The following is a 15,759-nucleotide window of genomic DNA, read 5'->3' as shown; positions in this document are numbered from 1 at the left end:
TGAGAAATCATGAGGAAAGAACCATTTATTCTAAACGACCGTTCGTCAACAATTTAAACATGTCGGAAAACTTCGCTGGTGGAGATTGTTTCAAGTCTTTTGGAATTAAGAAGAAACTGGCGATGATTGAGACAAGACCTAATGCGGCGACTGCGAAGAACGTCGCGCGCCAACCGAACGCTTGACCGATGAACGTACCAAGCGGGACGCCGGTAACCGTTGCGACCGTCAGTCCGGTGAACATCAAGGCGATGGTACTGGCTTTTTTATCTGCCGGTACGAGCTGAACGGCAATCGTCGCACCAATCGAGAAGAAGACACCGTGCGAGAATGCGGTGATAAAACGGACGACAATCAACAGTTCAAAACTGGGAGCGACGGCAGAGACGAGATTACCTGCTATAAAGACGACCATCAATGCCATCAGTAACGTTTTCCGGTTCATCCGGTTCGTTAGGGCAGTCAAAATCGGAGCACCGACGGCGACGCCGATCGCGTAACCGGAAATGATCAGTCCGGCCAGAGTGATGCCGATATTTAAGTCGCTGGCGATGGCAGCAAGTAATCCGACCGGGACGAATTCTGTTGTTCCGATGCCGAAAGCGCTGATTGCAAGGGCAAGCAGGGCGAGGCGACCGTTTTTAGGAACCTGTTCCTGTTCGGAACGGGGGTTTAATTGATTCATGATAATTCCTCCTAAGGTTGAAATGAATAAAAAACAGCTTGTTGCCGGCAGACCGGGCCCAGTCTGCTTGATGAAAAGGAGAAGCTTCTGCATCCCATCATAGAGTGGCAAGTTGAATTAAGGAAGTACGCACTTTCAAGTACCATAGGCACTAAAAAGTACCTGTCCCGCTGTACTCCAAGAATCGAAAGGAAGAATCAGCATGGCCTATAACATTCCGGTCGAAGCGACGCTGCAAGTCATCGGAGGCAAATGGAAAGTCGTCATCATGTGCCATCTCATCAAAGGGGAACGCCGGACAAGTGAATTGAAAAAGCTGATGCCGAACATCACGCAAAAAATGTTGACGCAGCAATTGCGCGAGCTTGAACAGGATGGTGTCATCATCCGGACCGTCTACGAACAAGTCCCACCGAAAGTCATCTATTCCTTATCCGACTACGGTTGGTCATTGCGTCCGATTCTCGACGCCATGTGTGCGTGGGGCGAAGGACATATCGATTTGACGGGCGAGGAAGTCGAGACTTCTTAAAGCGGACTATCATACTGCACAGCAAAACGACCGTCCTGATTTCAGGCGGTCGTTTTTGTTAGTCCGATTGGAGTGTTTGACCGTGCGAAAAGAATTAGAGGTTAAAAAGGCGAATTCCTTATTAAGGAAATTCACTTCTTAATAGGAGGTAGTCGGTTTGGATAGTCTGTTTATGCTGTCTGTCGATGCCTGGTTTTACATTTATTTTGCAATTGGAGCAGTGGTTGTTTTTCTCATCGGTTGCGGGATTGCCAAGAAAACATAAAAGCAGGATAGCGGCTTTTCGTTTATCCTGCTGATGAGCGTGGTGTTGTTTGCGGCTCTAACTTACTGGTTCAACGGTGCGGCTAAAGAAGTGTTCACAGGAACATTACCTTGGCTGATCAATCTCATATTCGGCGGCGTACTTCTGATCATGTTCCTTGCCGGTTCGAAAATGATGTTCAAAAGAATATAAAGGTCAGTCGCAATCGACGGACTGTTCCTTTCATAGGACCGTCCGTATGTACGTGGTTAAAGAGGGTAACGACTCCCTCGTCGTTCGATGACGAGAATGTGATCCGTGATCTCTTCCGGTTCGTCGTCGAACGGATCATACGTGATTCGTTCGGACAACCGGATTTCGTATTGCTCCAAACCCTCGATGGTTTGCAAATAGTCCGGCAATCTTTCGGTCGGTTCCGTTAAAATTGAATCGGTAAACGGAAAATTATCGTCGTTCGGATTATTTGTATGGATAAAAACGGCGTCCAATCCTGCATCCAGCCGGGACAGTTCGATCCAGAGCTGATACGGCTGCCCCCACGTTTGAAGGGCGGCGTTTAACTCATCCATCAGATGGAACAGTGCCTGGACATGTGCTTTTCGCATTTTAAGGTGACCGTTCCCGCGTCCGTCAAAATCAAGATGGACATGCCAAAAATCGAACCAGCTGTCGGTACTGAAATCGAGTTATGTAATTATCATTTTTACACGTCAAACTAAGTTAAATAAAGCGAATCGGATAATTTCTGATTAAATATCGTTAATTTCTGTTTTTACTTGGTGGTAAATGGAAAGTCCTATATAATGTGAATTAACATTAGTTCACTTTAAATACATTTTTAATGAACTATGAAATGAGGAGGTTTTTACATTGGAAAAATTTTCTTCAGATATTCGTTTGGTCTCTCAAAGGATTCAGCAAATTCAACATTCGATTTCTACCGAAGAAGCTACTAAAACCGCTTTAATTATGCCGTTTTTTCAAACGTTGGGTTATGACGTATTTAATCCGGCAGAGTTCACTCCGGAGTATATTGCTGACGTCGGAATAAAAAAGGGTGAAAAGGTTGATTATGCAATCATGGATCAGGGACAGCCGACTATTCTTATTGAAGCTAAATCAATCCGAGAACCTCTCACGAAACATGATTCGCAACTGTTTAGGTACTATGGAACGACGCAAGCTAAGTTTGCTATTTTAACGAATGGCGATACTTATCGATTCTACACGGATTTAGAAACACCCAACGTAATGGATACTGTTCCATTCTTTGAAATTACACTGTCTACCATTAAGGATAATGAAATCAAAGAGCTGTACAAATTTAAAAAACAAGAATTTAACGTCAACACGATTCTCTCTACAGCAGAGGAACTAAAATATTTAAGTGCGATTAAAGAACAGTTAAAAACACAATCACAGTTACCGAGCGACGAGTTTATTAGATTACTGATTCAAGACTGCTATCAAGGGATTAAAACGCAAACTGTGGTTGATAAGTTTAGACCTATCGTTTCGAAAGCGTTTACACAGTTCATGAATGAGAATATGAATGAACGAATCAAACATGTGATTTCAGGAGACTCGGAATCATCGACGGTTTCTGTTCCTTCCTCATCAGAGTTAGAAGCAGAAAATAGCATCGATGAACCGGGTATAGATATTCCATCACAGCCTTCGATTGAAACCACACAAGAGGAAATTGAGGGGTATGCGGTATGCGACCGTAAAGGTGTTACTTGAATCGACAGTCGATAAAAATCGAATTTTTTATCGGGATAACGCGAGCTACTTTAACATTCTGATTGATGATAGTAATCGGAAATGGGTCTGTCGTTTGCACCTTAATTCATTAACAAATAAATATATAACTTTCCGTGATGAACCGAATGTGCGACATAAAATTAATGAAGTATATGAAATCGAACAATATAAAGAGCGCTTATCAGATATCGTCAACGAAATCATTGCTTCAACTTAATTTCCTTATTTAGATGTCTGTCTTCACAGAATTTATGGCTAGGAAGCCCGCTGCTTCAGTGGTTGGAATGTCAGTTACAATTCTTACTTTTGATAGCGAGGGCATTGACGTGATTTCCGATATGAATCGCTTTTAAGAGAAAGGGTAACCAAAACCAGCCCTGTATCGTAGCGTAGCGGCGTACAAGATTGGCGCTAAGAGGCGATTTGAGAAAAGAATGAAATGAGCGGCTAAACATTCATGAACACCAGATTTTTAATTGTTCTACAACCTGCCTACCTTTAGCGAGGTAGGTTTTTTTATTTCATTTCAGTAATTTTGTTTTAATTTGATTACGCTTTCAATTAAAACATTGTTTCTTAAATGAGGACTTGCTATACTGTTGGTGAACACGGGGAACTTGCGCACGAATCACGGATCAACGAGCGATGTACAGTCAAAACGATGTTTTTATATTACATTGTCTTATAACGGTCAATGATTTCATTAAAGGGGAGCTGAGCACATGGGACAGAAACTCAACTGGACGGCAACACTCGGATTGACGACGGCGCTACTCGCTGCGTCGCTACCGATGCAACCGGTCGCGGCCGAAACGACACCATCCGTCACGGAGCGGGTCGATGCACAACTCGGTCAGATGACACTCGAACAGAAAATCGGACAAATGATCATGCCGGATTTCCGGCTGTGGGACGGGGTTAACCATACGCAGCTGGCACCGGAAGTCGGACGGGTCATCGACCGGTTTGATTTAGGCGGCGTCATCTTGTTTGCGGAAAATGTCAGTGCAACGGAGCAGACGACGAAACTGGTCCATGACTTGCAGGAAGTCATCAAAAGTGACGCGAGTAACGACATTCCGCTGTTCGTGACGATTGACCAGGAAGGCGGCATCGTCACACGCCTCGGGACGGGGACGAACTTACCGGGCAACATGGCAATCGGGGCGACCCGCAGTCCGGCTTATGCGGAAGCGGCAGGCGGTATCATCGGGTCCGAGTTGAAGGCCCTCGGCATCAACGTCAACTTTGGTCCGGTCCTAGACGTCAACAACAACCCGGGCAATCCGGTCATCGGCGTCCGCTCGTTTTCGAGTGATCCACAGCTGGTTGGGGAACTCGGTTCGGCAATGACACGCGGCATCCAGGAGCAAGGTGTCGTTGCGACAGCAAAACACTTCCCGGGACACGGGGATACGGCGGTCGATTCGCATTACGGTCTGCCGGTCGTCGACAAATCACTTGAAGCATTACAACAGCTTGAACTGATTCCGTTTAAACGGGCGATTGCGGAAGGCATCGACATGATCATGACGGCACATATCGGCATGCCGCAAATCGAGGATGAAGTCGTCGAGTCCAAACAAGGGACGTTCCCGTTACCGGCGACGTTGTCGGATGACGTCATCACCGGTGTCCTGCGCGAAGAACTCGGCTATGACGGACTTGTCGTCACCGATGCCTTGAACATGCAGGCGATTGCCGACAACTTCACGGAGTCGGAAGCCGTCATCAAGACGTTTCAGGCCGGGGGCGATATCGCCTTGATGCCGACGATTTTAAGATCTGCGAACGATGTGACGAAACTGGAAACGATCTTTGACGATGTGATTGCAGCCGTTGAAGCCGGTCAATTATCGGAAGCAACGATTGACGCATCCGTCGAACGAATTTTGACGTTAAAAGCAACGCGCGGCATTTGGAACGAAACAGTCGACGCGGCGACGCTCGACGAAAAACTCGTACAAGCAAAAACGGTCGTCGGCAGTCCGGAGCATAAAGCACTTGAACGAGAAATGACGGAAGCCGCGGTCACGCTCGTCAAGAATGATAAGAAAACACTGCCGCTCAAACCAAAGAAAGGCGAGACGATCCTCGTCCTGTCACCGGCAAAAGATCAGACGGACAGTATGGTCAAGACGATCCGGTCGCTTGAGAAAAACGCCGGTAACCTGAAACACGTCAACATCGTGACAGAAAATTATACGGCGTCGACGCCGCACCTGGAGCAAAACCAGGTCTTGCAAGAAAAGCTGGATGCGGCGGACTACATCATCGTCGGCTCAAACGTCAACAACAGTGACAAGCTGAAAGCGACGGCGGCGGATCATTATGTACCGGCGGAAGTCTTCCGTCAGGCAAAACGGACCAACACACCGTCCGTCCTGCTCAGTCTCCGGAATCCGTATGATGTCGCCGTGCAACCGGATGCGAAAGCGCAACTCCTTGTCTACGGTTTCAAGGGCGATCCAAACGGGCCCGACTCGGAAGCCGGGAACACGAAATCGGCCGGACCGAATTTACCGGCAGGAATCCGTGCCATCTTTGGTGAAGTGAAACCACAGGGAAAACTGCCGGTCGATGTCCCGAAATTTGAGGACGGTCTGTTTAAAGAGGCGCTTCATCTCGAGTTTGGAGACGGGTTCCGGAACTGGAACCGGTAAGTGTGAAGGGAATAGGTGAGCTCAATCAATCGGATTGGGCTTTCGCTATTGACTTTTTTTGCAATAAAATTTTAATGATCTGTTAAGTGGAGTAAACTAAAGTTTTTTAAGGGTTACATAGTGAGTAGAGAGGGTGTTGACGATGTTAGATAAATTAGCGACAGAACGACGAAACGCACGAACGATGCACCTGGACGACATGGCGGTCGAAGAGGTTCTGCGTGTCATGAATGAAGAAGATACGACAGTTGCGAGTATCATCCGACAAGAGATTCCGGTGATTGCAGAAGTCGTCAAACAGGTCATTACGTCGTTTCAGGCCGGTGGGCGCCTGATCTACATTGGAGCCGGGACGAGCGGACGACTCGGTGTCCTCGACGCGGCGGAATGTGTGCCGACGTTCGGTGTCTCGCCGGACATGGTCGTCGGACTGATTGCGGGTGGGGAACGGGCACTGATTCAAGCCGTCGAAGGGGCGGAAGACAGTCAGACGCTTGCCGTCGAAGATTTACAGGCATTTAAAGTAAACGTAAACGACACCGTCATCGGCATCGCGGCGAGCGGACGGACGCCGTATGTCATCGGCGGACTGGATTATGCACACGAAGTCGGTGCGACGACGGCTGCCCTGTCCTGTAACAAACAAGCGGTCATCAGTAAGCACGCGCAGTACAAGATTGAAGTCGAAACCGGACCGGAAGTCTTGACCGGTTCGACTCGACTCAAAGCAGGCACGGCACAAAAACTTGTCCTGAACATGATTTCGACGGCGGCGATGATCGGCGTCGGAAAGGTCTATCAAAACTTGATGGTCGACGTCCAGTCGACGAACGAAAAGTTAGAAGTCCGTGCGAAACGGATGATTGTCGAAGCGACCGGAGTTGACGGAGAGACGGCAGCGCGTACTTTCACTTCGGCGAACGGTCACGTCAAGACGGCGATCGTGATGATTTTAGCCGACATATCGTATGATGAAGCAGTCGAACGCTTGCACCGCGCAAACGGATTCGTCCGTGATGCACTTTAAGGGGGGATAAAAGATGAAAAAAGAAGAAATTTTGGCGGAAGCCATCCTCGCACAGGTCGGGGGAACGGATAACATTCGGCAACTCGCCCACTGCATGACACGGGTCCGGTTGTCGCTGAAAGACCCGACGAAAGCAGACATCGAGGCACTTAAACAAATCGACGGTGTCATGGGTGTCATCGATGACGAGACGTTGCAACTGGTCGTCGGACCGGGGACCGTCAACCGGGTCGCGGATCATCTCAGCCGCACGACAGGACTTGCAATCGGTGAGGAATCGGTCGACGAAAACTTGACGTTCGAGGAACGGGCCGCGATCGAACGGCAAAAAGTTAAAGAGAAACAAAAGTCCCCGTTCAAGCGCTTCTTACGCCGGATCGGGAACATCTTCATCCCGCTCATCCCGGGACTGGTCGCATCCGGAATCATCAACGGCGGAGCGAACTTCGCGAAGAATGCCGGAGTCGATGCAACAGTGACCTGGATGCAGATTCTATTGTTACTCGGAAGTACCGTCTTTGCCTACCTAGCGATCCTCGTCGGCTGGAATACGGCGAAGGAGTTTGGCGGCACACCTGTCCTCGGAGCGATTGCCGGCGGGATTTTATTTAATCCGTTACTCGTCGACATCGTTATTTACGGGGAACCGCTCGTCGTCGGTCGGGGCGGACTGTTTGGTGTCATCTTTGCCGCCTGGCTGATGACCTATCTTGAAAAACACATCCGCCGCTTCATGCCGGTCTCAATCGATATCATCTTTACACCGCTGTTTACGGTCTTGATTGTCGGCTTTACGGCACTTTATGCAATCATGCCGGTCGCCGGCATCTTGTCCGACGGCATCATGTTAGGCATCAATGCAACGCTTGAAGTCGGTGGACCACTCGCCGGTGCCGTGCTCGCCGGATTCTTCCTGCCGCTCGTCATGGTCGGTCTCCACCATGGCTTGACACCGATTCATTTGGAGCTCCTGAACACGATTGGAGATACGCCACTCCTACCGATTCTCGCAATGGCAGGTGCGGGTCAAGTCGGGGCGGCACTGGCGATTTTCGTCAAGACACGCAATCAGCGTTTACGTAACATTATTAAAGGGGCGATTCCGGTCGGTTTCCTCGGGATCGGTGAGCCGTTACTGTACGGGGTCACGTTACCACTCGGTCGTCCATTCTTGACGGCGTGTATGGGAGCAGCTGTCGGCGGAGCTTTCCAGGCGACGATGAAGACGACGGCACTTGGAATCGGTGTATCCGGTCTGTCGTTGACACCGTTGATTGATAACGGGATGTACCTGACGTATATCGCTGGTCTCGTCATCTCATACGCGGCAGGGTTCCTGTTTACGTATTGGTTTGGCTTTAAGGAGGAAATGGCAGACGGGATTTAACGGGGATAGAGGATTTCAGAAGAAATAAAAAGATGGAAGATCACGTTTGAGGTGATGTTCCATCTTTTTTTGACTCCCGGCCCATTCAAAATCAATGAGCAAAAAACTGATTCACTGATTTATCGGACTTCAGCTGATTCCGGATCAGCTTTTTCAAGTCCTGTTCCTGTTCGATTGTGCTGAGTTGCGTGTTGTACCACCCATCAAGCTGTTCCCGCGTCACCTTGAAGGTATAGTCCGGGAACGAAAAGGTGATGTGGTCGACATTATCGACAAGTGCAAAGAGATAGGTTGCATTATACAAGACCGTTTCTTTGATTTCTTGTTCGACTTCTTCTGTCTCAATTTCTTTATAGTCTAAAGTGATTCCGTACGGTGTTTGTTTGGTTTCAAGAGCGATCTGTCGCAACTCTTGATGGTGTGCCAATTGCTTGACGATCGTTCCGACAGCACTGTTATCGCCGACATAAGTATGTTTGTAGTGGAACAGGTCCACCTTTGAATCAGCACGTTGGCTGTAGCCGTTCCAAATCAGTACGAGGCAGACAATCGACAGCAATGGGATTAAAATTCGTTTCATTGATAATCGCTCCTTTAAGTATCTCCTCCTCATGGTATCATAATTTGTAGAATACCTCCTAAAAAATTCTTATATTGGGACTTTAGTAACAATTCGTCAAGAGTGAACATCTAGTCAATCAAGAGGAGTGAAGCAGATGAAAGGACTCGCCATTTATTTAAGTGAACCGTTGACTGATGAGGCGAAAGACAACATCCGACAGATGCGGACAATTGGTTTTACCTCAATCTTTACCTCATTACATATTCCGGAAGACGACCCGACGCTGTATACGGAGCGCTTGCGGGACCTCGGGGCGCTCGCTCGGGAGCTCGAGATGGAACTCGTCGCGGATATCGCACCAAGTTCGCTTGCCGCACTCGGCAAGACGTGGGACGATGCTGCTAGCTTAATCGAATGGGGCGTGACCGGTCTGCGGGTCGATTATGGCATCACGCCGAAGCAGGTCGCGGACTTGTCAAAACAGATGATTGTCGCCTTAAACGCTAGTACATTGACGGCAGAAGAGCTCGCTGCGATGAAAGCAGAGGGGCTTGTCCTTGAGCAGGTCGAGGCGTGGCACAACTTTTATCCGCGACCGGAAACGGGGCTTGACCGAGACTGGTTCCACGATAAAAACCGCTGGCTCCGTGAACAGGGAATCCGTGTCCAAGCATTCATTCCGGGAGACGGACAACGGCGTGGTCCGCTTCATGCCACGTTACCGACGCTCGAAGACCACCGCAGGAGATCACCGTTTGCCTGTTATCTCGAGCTTCAAGCATCCGTCGACCGGATTCTGATCGGAGACCCGGGTTTGTTGGCGAGCACGATGAAACAGTTTGCTGCCTATCAGGAGGGAATCATTGTCCTCCGGGCGACGGGTCAAAGCGATGATCCGTTGTTGACGCGCGTACAGACGAACCGGTTGGATCCGGCACGCGACGTCATCCGGTCCGTCGAGTCGCGTAGCTCCGGGCACCCAGGCAATGGATGGCTTGAACCCGCGACCGTATCAGACCGGCCTGTCGGCTCGATCACGATCGACAATCTTAAGTACGGACGGTACGCCGGCGAATTGCAAGTCACGAAACGGAATCTTGCTGCCGACGAACGGGTCAATGTCGTCGGTCGCGTGATTGAAGCGGATTGGCCGTTGCTGCAACAGATTGGACCCGGTGGACGCTTTCAAATCGAATGGTGCTGATCGTTGATGCATAACAAGCGGTCGCACTTAAAATAAACAGCAGAAGAGACGTCCATGCCTTGCATATGCTCGGCGTGGGACGTCTCTTGTTGTTTATGTGCAAGCTATCATGATTAGCTCCATGTCATCTATCTCGTGAAGGGGGCGGAAACATCATCCGTTGACCAGTTTTTCCGAATCACTTCAAGGACGACCTCCGGATCATCCCAGTGCAAGATGTGGGAAGTCGACGGAGCAGATATTACCGTCCCACCGGTTTTCTCCTGCCAGATGGCAATCGCTTCTTGGCGGAACGGTTCATCCGAGACGGGTAACGTCGCCCGCAGCAACAGCACGTTTTTCCCCGGGACGTCGTCAAGGAAGTCGAGAATTTCGTCCTGATACATTGCCGCCAGGATCGCACGCGCCGTTTTCGCACGGGCATGCCAGTAATATCGTCCGTCCTGCATCCGGACGAAATCTTGTCCGGCCAAGTCAAGTAACGGCGACCGGCGCATCTTCGGTCCATAGACAGCGACGTCTAAAAACGCTTCGAGTGTCGCAACCGATTCTTCGAAGTCGGTCTCGTAAAAGGCAGCTTCTTGCTCGAGCGGTGTGCCGCGCAATCGTTTACTCTGATACCCGCCGTCAATCAAAATCGAGCCGCGGACCCGTTCCGGCTGTTCCTTCTGATAAAAGAGCGCGATGAAACTGCCCCAGGAGTGCGAGAGGAAATAAAAATCTTCAATATGTAAGTGTTCAAACAGTTGGTTCAGCCAATCGGAAAAGCGGGCAAACCGGTAGTCGTTTTCGTCTGCGAACGGTTCCGTTTTTCCGTGACCCGGGGCGTCAATCGAAACAATCCGGTAGTCATGTTTCAAGGCATCAGCCAGTTCAATGAAGCTGAGGCTTGTTCCGCCGAGGCCGTGCAGGCAAAAAATCACCGGACGGTCCGGTTCGCCCCATTCGGTGACCTGTGTAGAGGTACCTGCGCATTCAATGTTATACCGTTTCATTTGACTTCCTCCGTTTCGATAGGTGAGTTCTTACTTTTTAACCATTATTATACATCATTTATTGTATACTGAAGCTAAGAAATTGAATGAAAACACTATGGAGGGAACGTGGAATGAAAATTACAGTGGCAACACTTTGGACGGATCAGGTAAAACCGATGCAGGACTTTTACACTGGGACACTCAGTTTTCCGCTCGTCGAGGAGACGGAAACATCCTTTACGGTCCAAATCGGAACGAGTCAGCTTCGATTTGAACTGGACACGACGCAGCAAGCGAAACAATATCACTTTGCGTTCAATATTCCGGGGGATGCGTTTCAGCTGGCGAAGAATTGGTTGCGGCAACGCCTCCCGTTATTGATCGAGGACGGTGCGGACGAAATTTATTTTGAAAACATCGATGCGCATTCCGTCTACTTTTACGATCCGGACGAGAACGTCGTCGAATTGATTGCCCGCCATGCCGTCAATCCGGATAAGTCGCTTTCAACGTTTAGCGTACAGGATATACTCGATATCGGGGAAATGAACGTGACGACGCCGGACGTCGCCGGTGTCGGGGCAAGATTTGCTGAACTGGGTATCGTTCGGCGGGATTGTCAGCCGATCAAACCGGATTTCCTGAACTTTCTCGGAGAAGCGGAAGACGGAACCCATCTGTTGCTCGGGCGCGCCGGACGGCCGTGGTTATTTTCACCGAAAATAGCGCTGACGAGTCCGCTCGAGTTAGAGATCGATAATCAGATGCATGTCCGACTTGATCGGGAGGGTGTGCTGCATCGTAAATAAGAGGTAGAACGGTGTCTACGCGATTAAAAATATGTTAATGACGTCTAAAAGAGGAGAGTGAATCATGAAAAGAGTCAATGTGTTCAGGCGTTTTCTAGCTGCTGCTTTTCTATTGTATGGAGGATACTTAGCTGTATTTGAAGTACCGGACACGCTTAGCATCGCTTTAATTTTAGCGGGGATTACCCAGTTAACGGTTGATTTAGTTTTTCCGAAGAACGATCCGGTTGATGAGAAGCAACGGTCCGTCCAGTCGAAAAGTGGCAGTACATCTTATGCTTTAAGTATTCTGTATGCGTTCGCTCTCTTAGCGCTCGTTCACTTTAATCTCATTCAACATGTCATGACGGCGTTATTGATCATGTTTAGTTTGCAAATGCTTACGTACCCGGCAATGCTGTTCTTATATAAACGTGTTATGTAGGAGAACAACATGCGCTTTATGTATTTTCCTTCAGAAAGCGTGAGGAACAAGAAGCTTGGGTCGCTTAAAAGTGTTCTCGACCATTTCATGAAAAATCACTATCGCTTTATTATTTGTGACGTATTGTAGGTTCAACTGCAGGAAAGGACAGCCGATGACGAACTTTTGGAAAGTAAACGGCAAGTGGCGGGTCGGACGAATGGTTTTAATCGGGATATTGCTCGTGTTGATCTCGTGTTTTTTTTATACTTTTCATCAGAAAATCCTGCGTCAATTATACTTGGAGGACCAACTCGAACAGCAGTACGGACTGGAAAAAGACGAGTATCAAATAAAAAGTTATTTCTCGAAGTTTGGTTACGACTATATTCTCGTCTTACATGACGAACCTCGGACATCGTATGACTTTAACGTTCGAGAAACTAACGGAGATTACTATGCAGTATACTTAGGACACAACTTTTTAGATCCATCCGAAGCGTCTATTGATTTCCGGGAGCCGAAACACCCCGAGTTCGAACAGTTTAAAGATGAACCGTAAACGTATAGGAGGTTGCAACGCAAACGTTTCAAAACAGGAGAAATCCAAATGAGGCACGACTCTAACTGGCTCAATCAGCCGAATAAAATCGACAGGCAGCACCCATTGAAATTTACTACACACAGAAGGCGGTACCGAATTTTGGCACAATACGTATTATACGTTTAACCGGATGACTGGTCACGCCTTGCTTCAACCGATTCCGTCAGCATCGTTCTTATGTCGGATTGAAGTGAAGTGAATTTACAACCGCCCGCGCAATCGCGACAAATCCGAAGCCGCCAGCAGTCTCGATATGGTCAATAAGGCGATGATTTTGAAGCTGTTATGTGAGTTAAAAGAAACATATGACCGGGCGTATTTTTTCATTACACATGATGTCCAAGCACAAGCACTCAGCAATCAATTCGTCGGCAACTATCCGAAGCTTGGGTCCTTTGTACAAGCGACGGATCACTATGTTTATGCTATAAAAGATGCGATGCTTGCGACGTATCCTAGGAAACGGAAGAGTCGAAAGCAGACACCTGTATAAAGGTGTCTGCTTTTTTGTAAGTTATGTAAAGGAAACTTGACACATCAGTTCAGTTTTACATATTATTGGAAGAGGAAGGGTGGTCGAAATGAAAAATAAGGTAAAGCTATTGCGGGAGGGACGACACTGGTCGCAAGGTGACCTCGCGAACGCATTAGGGGTGTCGAGACAGACGGTCATCTCGATTGAAAAAGAGCGGTATAATCCGTCGCTTGCGCTCGCGTTTTCGATTGCCTCCCTGTTCGATTGTCCGATTGAAGCGATTTTTGTACCCGAATCGAAGAAAAAAGGAGATGGTCTTTTGTGAAACACATGCCGATGATCAATCGTCTACTCGCTGCCGTCATGTTGATGTACGGCGGTTATCTGATGCTGTTCGACGGACCGCGTCCACTCAGTATCATCTTGACATTAGCGGGCCTTGGTCAACTCGCGACCGATGTGATTTTCCCGGCTGCTGAACCCTATGATGAACGACAAGAAGAGATCAAGAGGAAAAGTGGTCACATGTCATATGCCTTGAGTATCCTCTATGTGTTTGTGGTGCTGATGCTCGTTCAGTGGCAAGTCGTTGACGATCTCATGACAGCGTTGTTGTGTGTACTCGTCATTCAGGTCATGACCTTCCCAGTAATGATGTTTGTGTACAGTCGACGCAACTGATAAAACAAAAGAACAGGCGCCAGGCGTCTGTTCTTTTTTTAATAGTATTCCGACAGCTGTTCCCGCGATTCTTCTGTTAAGTACCCGAGTGACAAGAAGCTTTGAACGAAGCGAAAAGAATCCGCAGGTTGATTCGGCGCCAGGTCGTCAGCGAAGTGATGCGGTGTCTTGTGCACCTCGATGCCGGCAGCCTGCAGTTTGACGAAGTCAAAATCGAGGACGACCGTATCCGTCTCGTCCCAAGGGGGTTCTGAGTTCGAATAGAACTGATGGACGGTCTGTGCGAGTTGATTTGTTGTAGGGTTCAGCTCAAACAGTAAATAACCGCTATGCGGACTTTCCGTGTGAAGGTTTGTAGAGATGCCGCCCCGGGCAACGATTGCCGGTAAAAACTGACGATGGGTGTAGTGTCTGAGAATCATGCAGGCCGGCCTCCTTTTGCTATCAAAATTGACTGTTTTGCATTTTGTTCAACAATTGATCAAACGTTTGATGATCGTTTTTCGTAAAGGACTGGAAGTAACGTTCGTCGATGACTTCGATGACCGGCGCGGATGCCTGGACGAGTGTTTCTCCGTCCGCCGTCAGAACGATCCGTTTTTCACGGTCAATCCGTTTACGGGTTAAGAGTCGGTTTTGCATCAGTTTTTTTAGCGTCTGTGAAATCGATCCGCTCGAGAGCTCGAGTGTCGTCTCAAGCGACTTTTGTGTCGCGCTCTCTAGTTGGTATAACGTATAGAGCATATCGAATTGAGAACGCGAGAGTTCCCATTGTTTTAACGTATCATTGACTTCTTTGACGTAACGATTGTGGATGCGTTGGATCGATTGCCAGTGTCCAATCGATGAAAAGGCAGCATGTGGATTCATCGAACTTCCCCTTCCTGTTGTTGTGTACTATGGAGCTGCGTTACAAGTTGATGCAACGCGTGTTGTTGCGATGCGGTCAAGGCATGAAATTGATTCGCTTGAAAACGTTCGTATTTCGGTAAGACTTCGTTTAAAAACCGTTCTCCAGCCGGTGTCAGATGGAAATAGTTGACCTTGCGGTGACGTTGTTTTTCGATCAGGCGCTTGGCGAACAGCTTTTTAATCCCTTGAGAAATCGTCCCGTCCGTGACATGAATCAGGCAGGCGATTTCTTTTTGACTTGTACATGTCGTCGACTTTAAGCAGCGCAAGACCTCGAACATCGTGTGCGAGAGGTCCCACGTCTTTAAGAAGGCATTGACTTGTTTCGTTTGATGATTGTGGTACGTCGTAATCGTGTTCCAGCATGCGATCGGTAATGTCTTTGTATTGGGTTGCATATGTAACCTCTTGTTTTAAAGTGATTGTACGATTTGATTAGATACAAAATAACACAAAAAAGGGGGCGGGACTAGCTCTTATTTTTGGAAAAAACACATCGCCGTACAAGGCTTGTTCCAGTAGCAGGACAAGCGTTGTACAGCGATGTGTTTTCAATCGGCGCGTTGCTCGTTTACCTCGCCTGCCGGGTGACGGCCCCACGCTAAATAAAGGAGGGGCCCGATATAATTGACACTGAAAATGGTGAGCCCCCAAACCCACTTCGGTCCGCGTGTCTGCTGACGCGTAAACAAATCGATACAAGCGACGGCGAGTAAACAAAACCCCGTCATATAAGTCGTTTTTTTTAAGAGTTGCTGAATCGGATGCATCATCGTTCCCCGCAATCTTTTTAAATAGTTGAGGTATTG

Annotated in this window: 20 protein-coding genes and 1 pseudogene; 13 read left to right on the top strand and 8 right to left on the bottom strand. The window is 48.4% G+C overall.

The features are described 5' to 3' along the window. Window positions 1–31: 31 nt before the first annotated feature. Window positions 32–685: pseudogene (locus tag KNP88_RS09645) on the bottom strand (MFS transporter); the annotation flags it as partial. A gap of 202 nt (window positions 686–887) precedes the next feature. On the opposite strand from KNP88_RS09645, the gene KNP88_RS09640 reads away from it, so the two are divergent. Continuing rightward, on the top strand, window positions 888–1,217 hold the full coding sequence (locus KNP88_RS09640) for a winged helix-turn-helix transcriptional regulator (protein WP_214893489.1): 330 nt from the start codon (window positions 888–890) through the stop codon (window positions 1,215–1,217). A 513-nt stretch (window positions 1,218–1,730) separates the two neighbouring features. On the opposite strand, the gene KNP88_RS09635 is transcribed toward KNP88_RS09640, so the two are convergent. Beyond that, on the bottom strand, window positions 1,731–2,087 hold the full coding sequence (locus tag KNP88_RS09635) for a hypothetical protein (RefSeq protein WP_214893487.1): 357 nt from the start codon (window positions 2,085–2,087) through the stop codon (window positions 1,731–1,733). Window positions 2,088–2,352: 265 nt separating this feature from the next. Here KNP88_RS09635 and KNP88_RS09630 point away from each other — a divergent pair, with 265 nt between their 5' ends. The 5 genes from KNP88_RS09630 (at window position 2,353) to KNP88_RS09615 (ending at window position 8,323) form a co-directional block, all read left to right on the top strand. Beyond that, window positions 2,353–3,225, top strand: coding sequence for a type I restriction endonuclease (locus KNP88_RS09630; RefSeq protein WP_251137185.1), 873 nt, complete (start codon window positions 2,353–2,355; stop codon window positions 3,223–3,225). After that, the gene (locus KNP88_RS15655; protein ID WP_251137184.1) at window positions 3,194–3,463 is read left to right on the top strand and encodes a hypothetical protein; all 270 of its coding nucleotides are present in this window, start codon (window positions 3,194–3,196) and stop codon (window positions 3,461–3,463) included. Before KNP88_RS09630 ends, KNP88_RS15655 begins: the two co-directional genes overlap by 32 nt. A gap of 505 nt (window positions 3,464–3,968) precedes the next feature. Further along, window positions 3,969–5,909, top strand: a complete 1,941-nt coding sequence (locus KNP88_RS09625; protein ID WP_214893485.1) for a glycoside hydrolase family 3 protein — start codon at window positions 3,969–3,971, stop codon at window positions 5,907–5,909. A 142-nt stretch (window positions 5,910–6,051) separates the two neighbouring features. Then, complete coding sequence (gene murQ / locus KNP88_RS09620; protein ID WP_214893483.1) at window positions 6,052–6,936, top strand: N-acetylmuramic acid 6-phosphate etherase; 885 nt, start codon at window positions 6,052–6,054, stop codon at window positions 6,934–6,936. A gap of 13 nt (window positions 6,937–6,949) precedes the next feature. Then, window positions 6,950–8,323, top strand: a complete 1,374-nt coding sequence (locus KNP88_RS09615; RefSeq protein ID WP_214807988.1) for a PTS transporter subunit EIIC — start codon at window positions 6,950–6,952, stop codon at window positions 8,321–8,323. A 91-nt stretch (window positions 8,324–8,414) separates the two neighbouring features. On the opposite strand, the gene KNP88_RS09610 is transcribed toward KNP88_RS09615, so the two are convergent. Then, complete coding sequence (locus KNP88_RS09610; RefSeq protein WP_214807990.1) at window positions 8,415–8,903, bottom strand: DUF4825 domain-containing protein; 489 nt, start codon at window positions 8,901–8,903, stop codon at window positions 8,415–8,417. A gap of 136 nt (window positions 8,904–9,039) precedes the next feature. Here KNP88_RS09610 and KNP88_RS09605 point away from each other — a divergent pair, with 136 nt between their 5' ends. Then, on the top strand, window positions 9,040–10,089 hold the full coding sequence (locus KNP88_RS09605; protein ID WP_214893481.1) for a DUF871 domain-containing protein: 1,050 nt from the start codon (window positions 9,040–9,042) through the stop codon (window positions 10,087–10,089). Window positions 10,090–10,217: 128 nt separating this feature from the next. Here the strand turns inward: KNP88_RS09605 and KNP88_RS09600 are convergent, their stop codons facing one another. Further along, on the bottom strand, window positions 10,218–11,084 hold the full coding sequence (locus tag KNP88_RS09600; RefSeq protein ID WP_214893478.1) for an alpha/beta fold hydrolase: 867 nt from the start codon (window positions 11,082–11,084) through the stop codon (window positions 10,218–10,220). A gap of 113 nt (window positions 11,085–11,197) precedes the next feature. Here KNP88_RS09600 and KNP88_RS09595 point away from each other — a divergent pair, with 113 nt between their 5' ends. The 6 genes from KNP88_RS09595 to KNP88_RS09570 all read left to right on the top strand — a co-directional run bounded on the left by KNP88_RS09595 (window position 11,198) and on the right by KNP88_RS09570 (window position 14,038). Then, entirely contained in the window at window positions 11,198–11,875 is a 678-nt protein-coding gene (locus KNP88_RS09595; RefSeq protein WP_214893476.1) for a glyoxalase, read from the top strand. Window positions 11,876–11,939: 64 nt separating this feature from the next. Next, window positions 11,940–12,299 carry a hypothetical protein gene (locus KNP88_RS09590; RefSeq protein WP_214893474.1) on the top strand — a complete coding sequence of 120 codons (360 nt, stop codon included), beginning with the start codon at window positions 11,940–11,942 and terminating at the stop codon, window positions 12,297–12,299. Between the two features lie 154 nt (window positions 12,300–12,453). Continuing rightward, on the top strand, window positions 12,454–12,840 hold the full coding sequence (locus tag KNP88_RS09585; RefSeq protein WP_214893472.1) for a hypothetical protein: 387 nt from the start codon (window positions 12,454–12,456) through the stop codon (window positions 12,838–12,840). 295 nt (window positions 12,841–13,135) lie between these two features. Further along, the gene (locus KNP88_RS09580; RefSeq protein WP_214893470.1) at window positions 13,136–13,375 is read left to right on the top strand and encodes a hypothetical protein; all 240 of its coding nucleotides are present in this window, start codon (window positions 13,136–13,138) and stop codon (window positions 13,373–13,375) included. A gap of 88 nt (window positions 13,376–13,463) precedes the next feature. Beyond that, window positions 13,464–13,682, top strand: a complete 219-nt coding sequence (locus KNP88_RS09575) for a helix-turn-helix transcriptional regulator (protein ID WP_214893468.1) — start codon at window positions 13,464–13,466, stop codon at window positions 13,680–13,682. Between the two features lie 5 nt (window positions 13,683–13,687). Continuing rightward, complete coding sequence (locus KNP88_RS09570) at window positions 13,688–14,038, top strand: hypothetical protein (protein ID WP_251137198.1); 351 nt, start codon at window positions 13,688–13,690, stop codon at window positions 14,036–14,038. Between the two features lie 38 nt (window positions 14,039–14,076). On the opposite strand, the gene KNP88_RS09565 is transcribed toward KNP88_RS09570, so the two are convergent. The 4 genes from KNP88_RS09565 to KNP88_RS09550 all read right to left on the bottom strand — a co-directional run bounded on the left by KNP88_RS09565 (window position 14,077) and on the right by KNP88_RS09550 (window position 15,720). After that, entirely contained in the window at window positions 14,077–14,460 is a 384-nt protein-coding gene (locus tag KNP88_RS09565; RefSeq protein ID WP_214893466.1) for a hypothetical protein, read from the bottom strand. Between the two features lie 22 nt (window positions 14,461–14,482). Beyond that, window positions 14,483–14,908: a MarR family winged helix-turn-helix transcriptional regulator gene (locus tag KNP88_RS09560; protein ID WP_088836956.1), complete on the bottom strand. Its 426-nt coding sequence runs from the start codon at window positions 14,906–14,908 to the stop codon at window positions 14,483–14,485. Continuing rightward, window positions 14,905–15,348, bottom strand: a complete 444-nt coding sequence (locus KNP88_RS09555) for a MarR family winged helix-turn-helix transcriptional regulator (protein ID WP_214893464.1) — start codon at window positions 15,346–15,348, stop codon at window positions 14,905–14,907. The genes KNP88_RS09560 and KNP88_RS09555 overlap by 4 nt, the downstream gene beginning before the upstream one ends. A 153-nt stretch (window positions 15,349–15,501) precedes the next feature. Beyond that, window positions 15,502–15,720: a PLD nuclease N-terminal domain-containing protein gene (locus tag KNP88_RS09550; protein ID WP_251137183.1), complete on the bottom strand. Its 219-nt coding sequence runs from the start codon at window positions 15,718–15,720 to the stop codon at window positions 15,502–15,504. Between the last annotated feature and the right edge of the window lie 39 nt (window positions 15,721–15,759).

It is taken from the genome of Exiguobacterium sp. H66, from assembly GCF_018618705.1.
Lineage (GTDB): Bacteria > Bacillota > Bacilli > Exiguobacteriales > Exiguobacteriaceae > Exiguobacterium_A > Exiguobacterium_A oxidotolerans.
Note: the sequence above shows the minus strand (reverse complement) of the source record. Positions and strands in the feature narration are given on the sequence as shown.

Excerpts from the sequence above, each read along its gene's own strand:
- KNP88_RS09600 (WP_214893478.1), bottom strand. The coding sequence starts at position 11,084 with ATGAAACGGTATAACATTGAATGCGCAGGTACCTCTACACAGGTCACC.
- KNP88_RS09590 (WP_214893474.1), top strand. The coding sequence starts at position 11,940 with ATGAAAAGAGTCAATGTGTTCAGGCGTTTTCTAGCTGCTGCTTTTCTA.
- KNP88_RS09585 (WP_214893472.1), top strand. The coding sequence starts at position 12,454 with ATGACGAACTTTTGGAAAGTAAACGGCAAGTGGCGGGTCGGACGAATG.
- KNP88_RS09580 (WP_214893470.1), top strand. The coding sequence starts at position 13,136 with ATGGTCAATAAGGCGATGATTTTGAAGCTGTTATGTGAGTTAAAAGAA.
- KNP88_RS09570 (WP_251137198.1), top strand. The coding sequence starts at position 13,688 with ATGCCGATGATCAATCGTCTACTCGCTGCCGTCATGTTGATGTACGGC.
- KNP88_RS09605 (WP_214893481.1), top strand. The coding sequence starts at position 9,040 with ATGAAAGGACTCGCCATTTATTTAAGTGAACCGTTGACTGATGAGGCG.
- KNP88_RS09555 (WP_214893464.1), bottom strand. The coding sequence starts at position 15,348 with ATGCAACCCAATACAAAGACATTACCGATCGCATGCTGGAACACGATT.
- KNP88_RS09575 (WP_214893468.1), top strand. The coding sequence starts at position 13,464 with ATGAAAAATAAGGTAAAGCTATTGCGGGAGGGACGACACTGGTCGCAA.
- KNP88_RS09640 (WP_214893489.1), top strand. The coding sequence starts at position 888 with ATGGCCTATAACATTCCGGTCGAAGCGACGCTGCAAGTCATCGGAGGC.
- KNP88_RS09550 (WP_251137183.1), bottom strand. The coding sequence starts at position 15,720 with ATGCATCCGATTCAGCAACTCTTAAAAAAAACGACTTATATGACGGGG.
- KNP88_RS09615 (WP_214807988.1), top strand. The coding sequence starts at position 6,950 with ATGAAAAAAGAAGAAATTTTGGCGGAAGCCATCCTCGCACAGGTCGGG.
- KNP88_RS09610 (WP_214807990.1), bottom strand. The coding sequence starts at position 8,903 with ATGAAACGAATTTTAATCCCATTGCTGTCGATTGTCTGCCTCGTACTG.
- KNP88_RS09595 (WP_214893476.1), top strand. The coding sequence starts at position 11,198 with ATGAAAATTACAGTGGCAACACTTTGGACGGATCAGGTAAAACCGATG.
- KNP88_RS09635 (WP_214893487.1), bottom strand. The coding sequence starts at position 2,087 with ATGCGAAAAGCACATGTCCAGGCACTGTTCCATCTGATGGATGAGTTA.
- KNP88_RS15655 (WP_251137184.1), top strand. The coding sequence starts at position 3,194 with ATGCGGTATGCGACCGTAAAGGTGTTACTTGAATCGACAGTCGATAAA.
- murQ (WP_214893483.1), top strand. The coding sequence starts at position 6,052 with ATGTTAGATAAATTAGCGACAGAACGACGAAACGCACGAACGATGCAC.
- KNP88_RS09625 (WP_214893485.1), top strand. The coding sequence starts at position 3,969 with ATGGGACAGAAACTCAACTGGACGGCAACACTCGGATTGACGACGGCG.
- KNP88_RS09565 (WP_214893466.1), bottom strand. The coding sequence starts at position 14,460 with ATGATTCTCAGACACTACACCCATCGTCAGTTTTTACCGGCAATCGTT.
- KNP88_RS09560 (WP_088836956.1), bottom strand. The coding sequence starts at position 14,908 with ATGAATCCACATGCTGCCTTTTCATCGATTGGACACTGGCAATCGATC.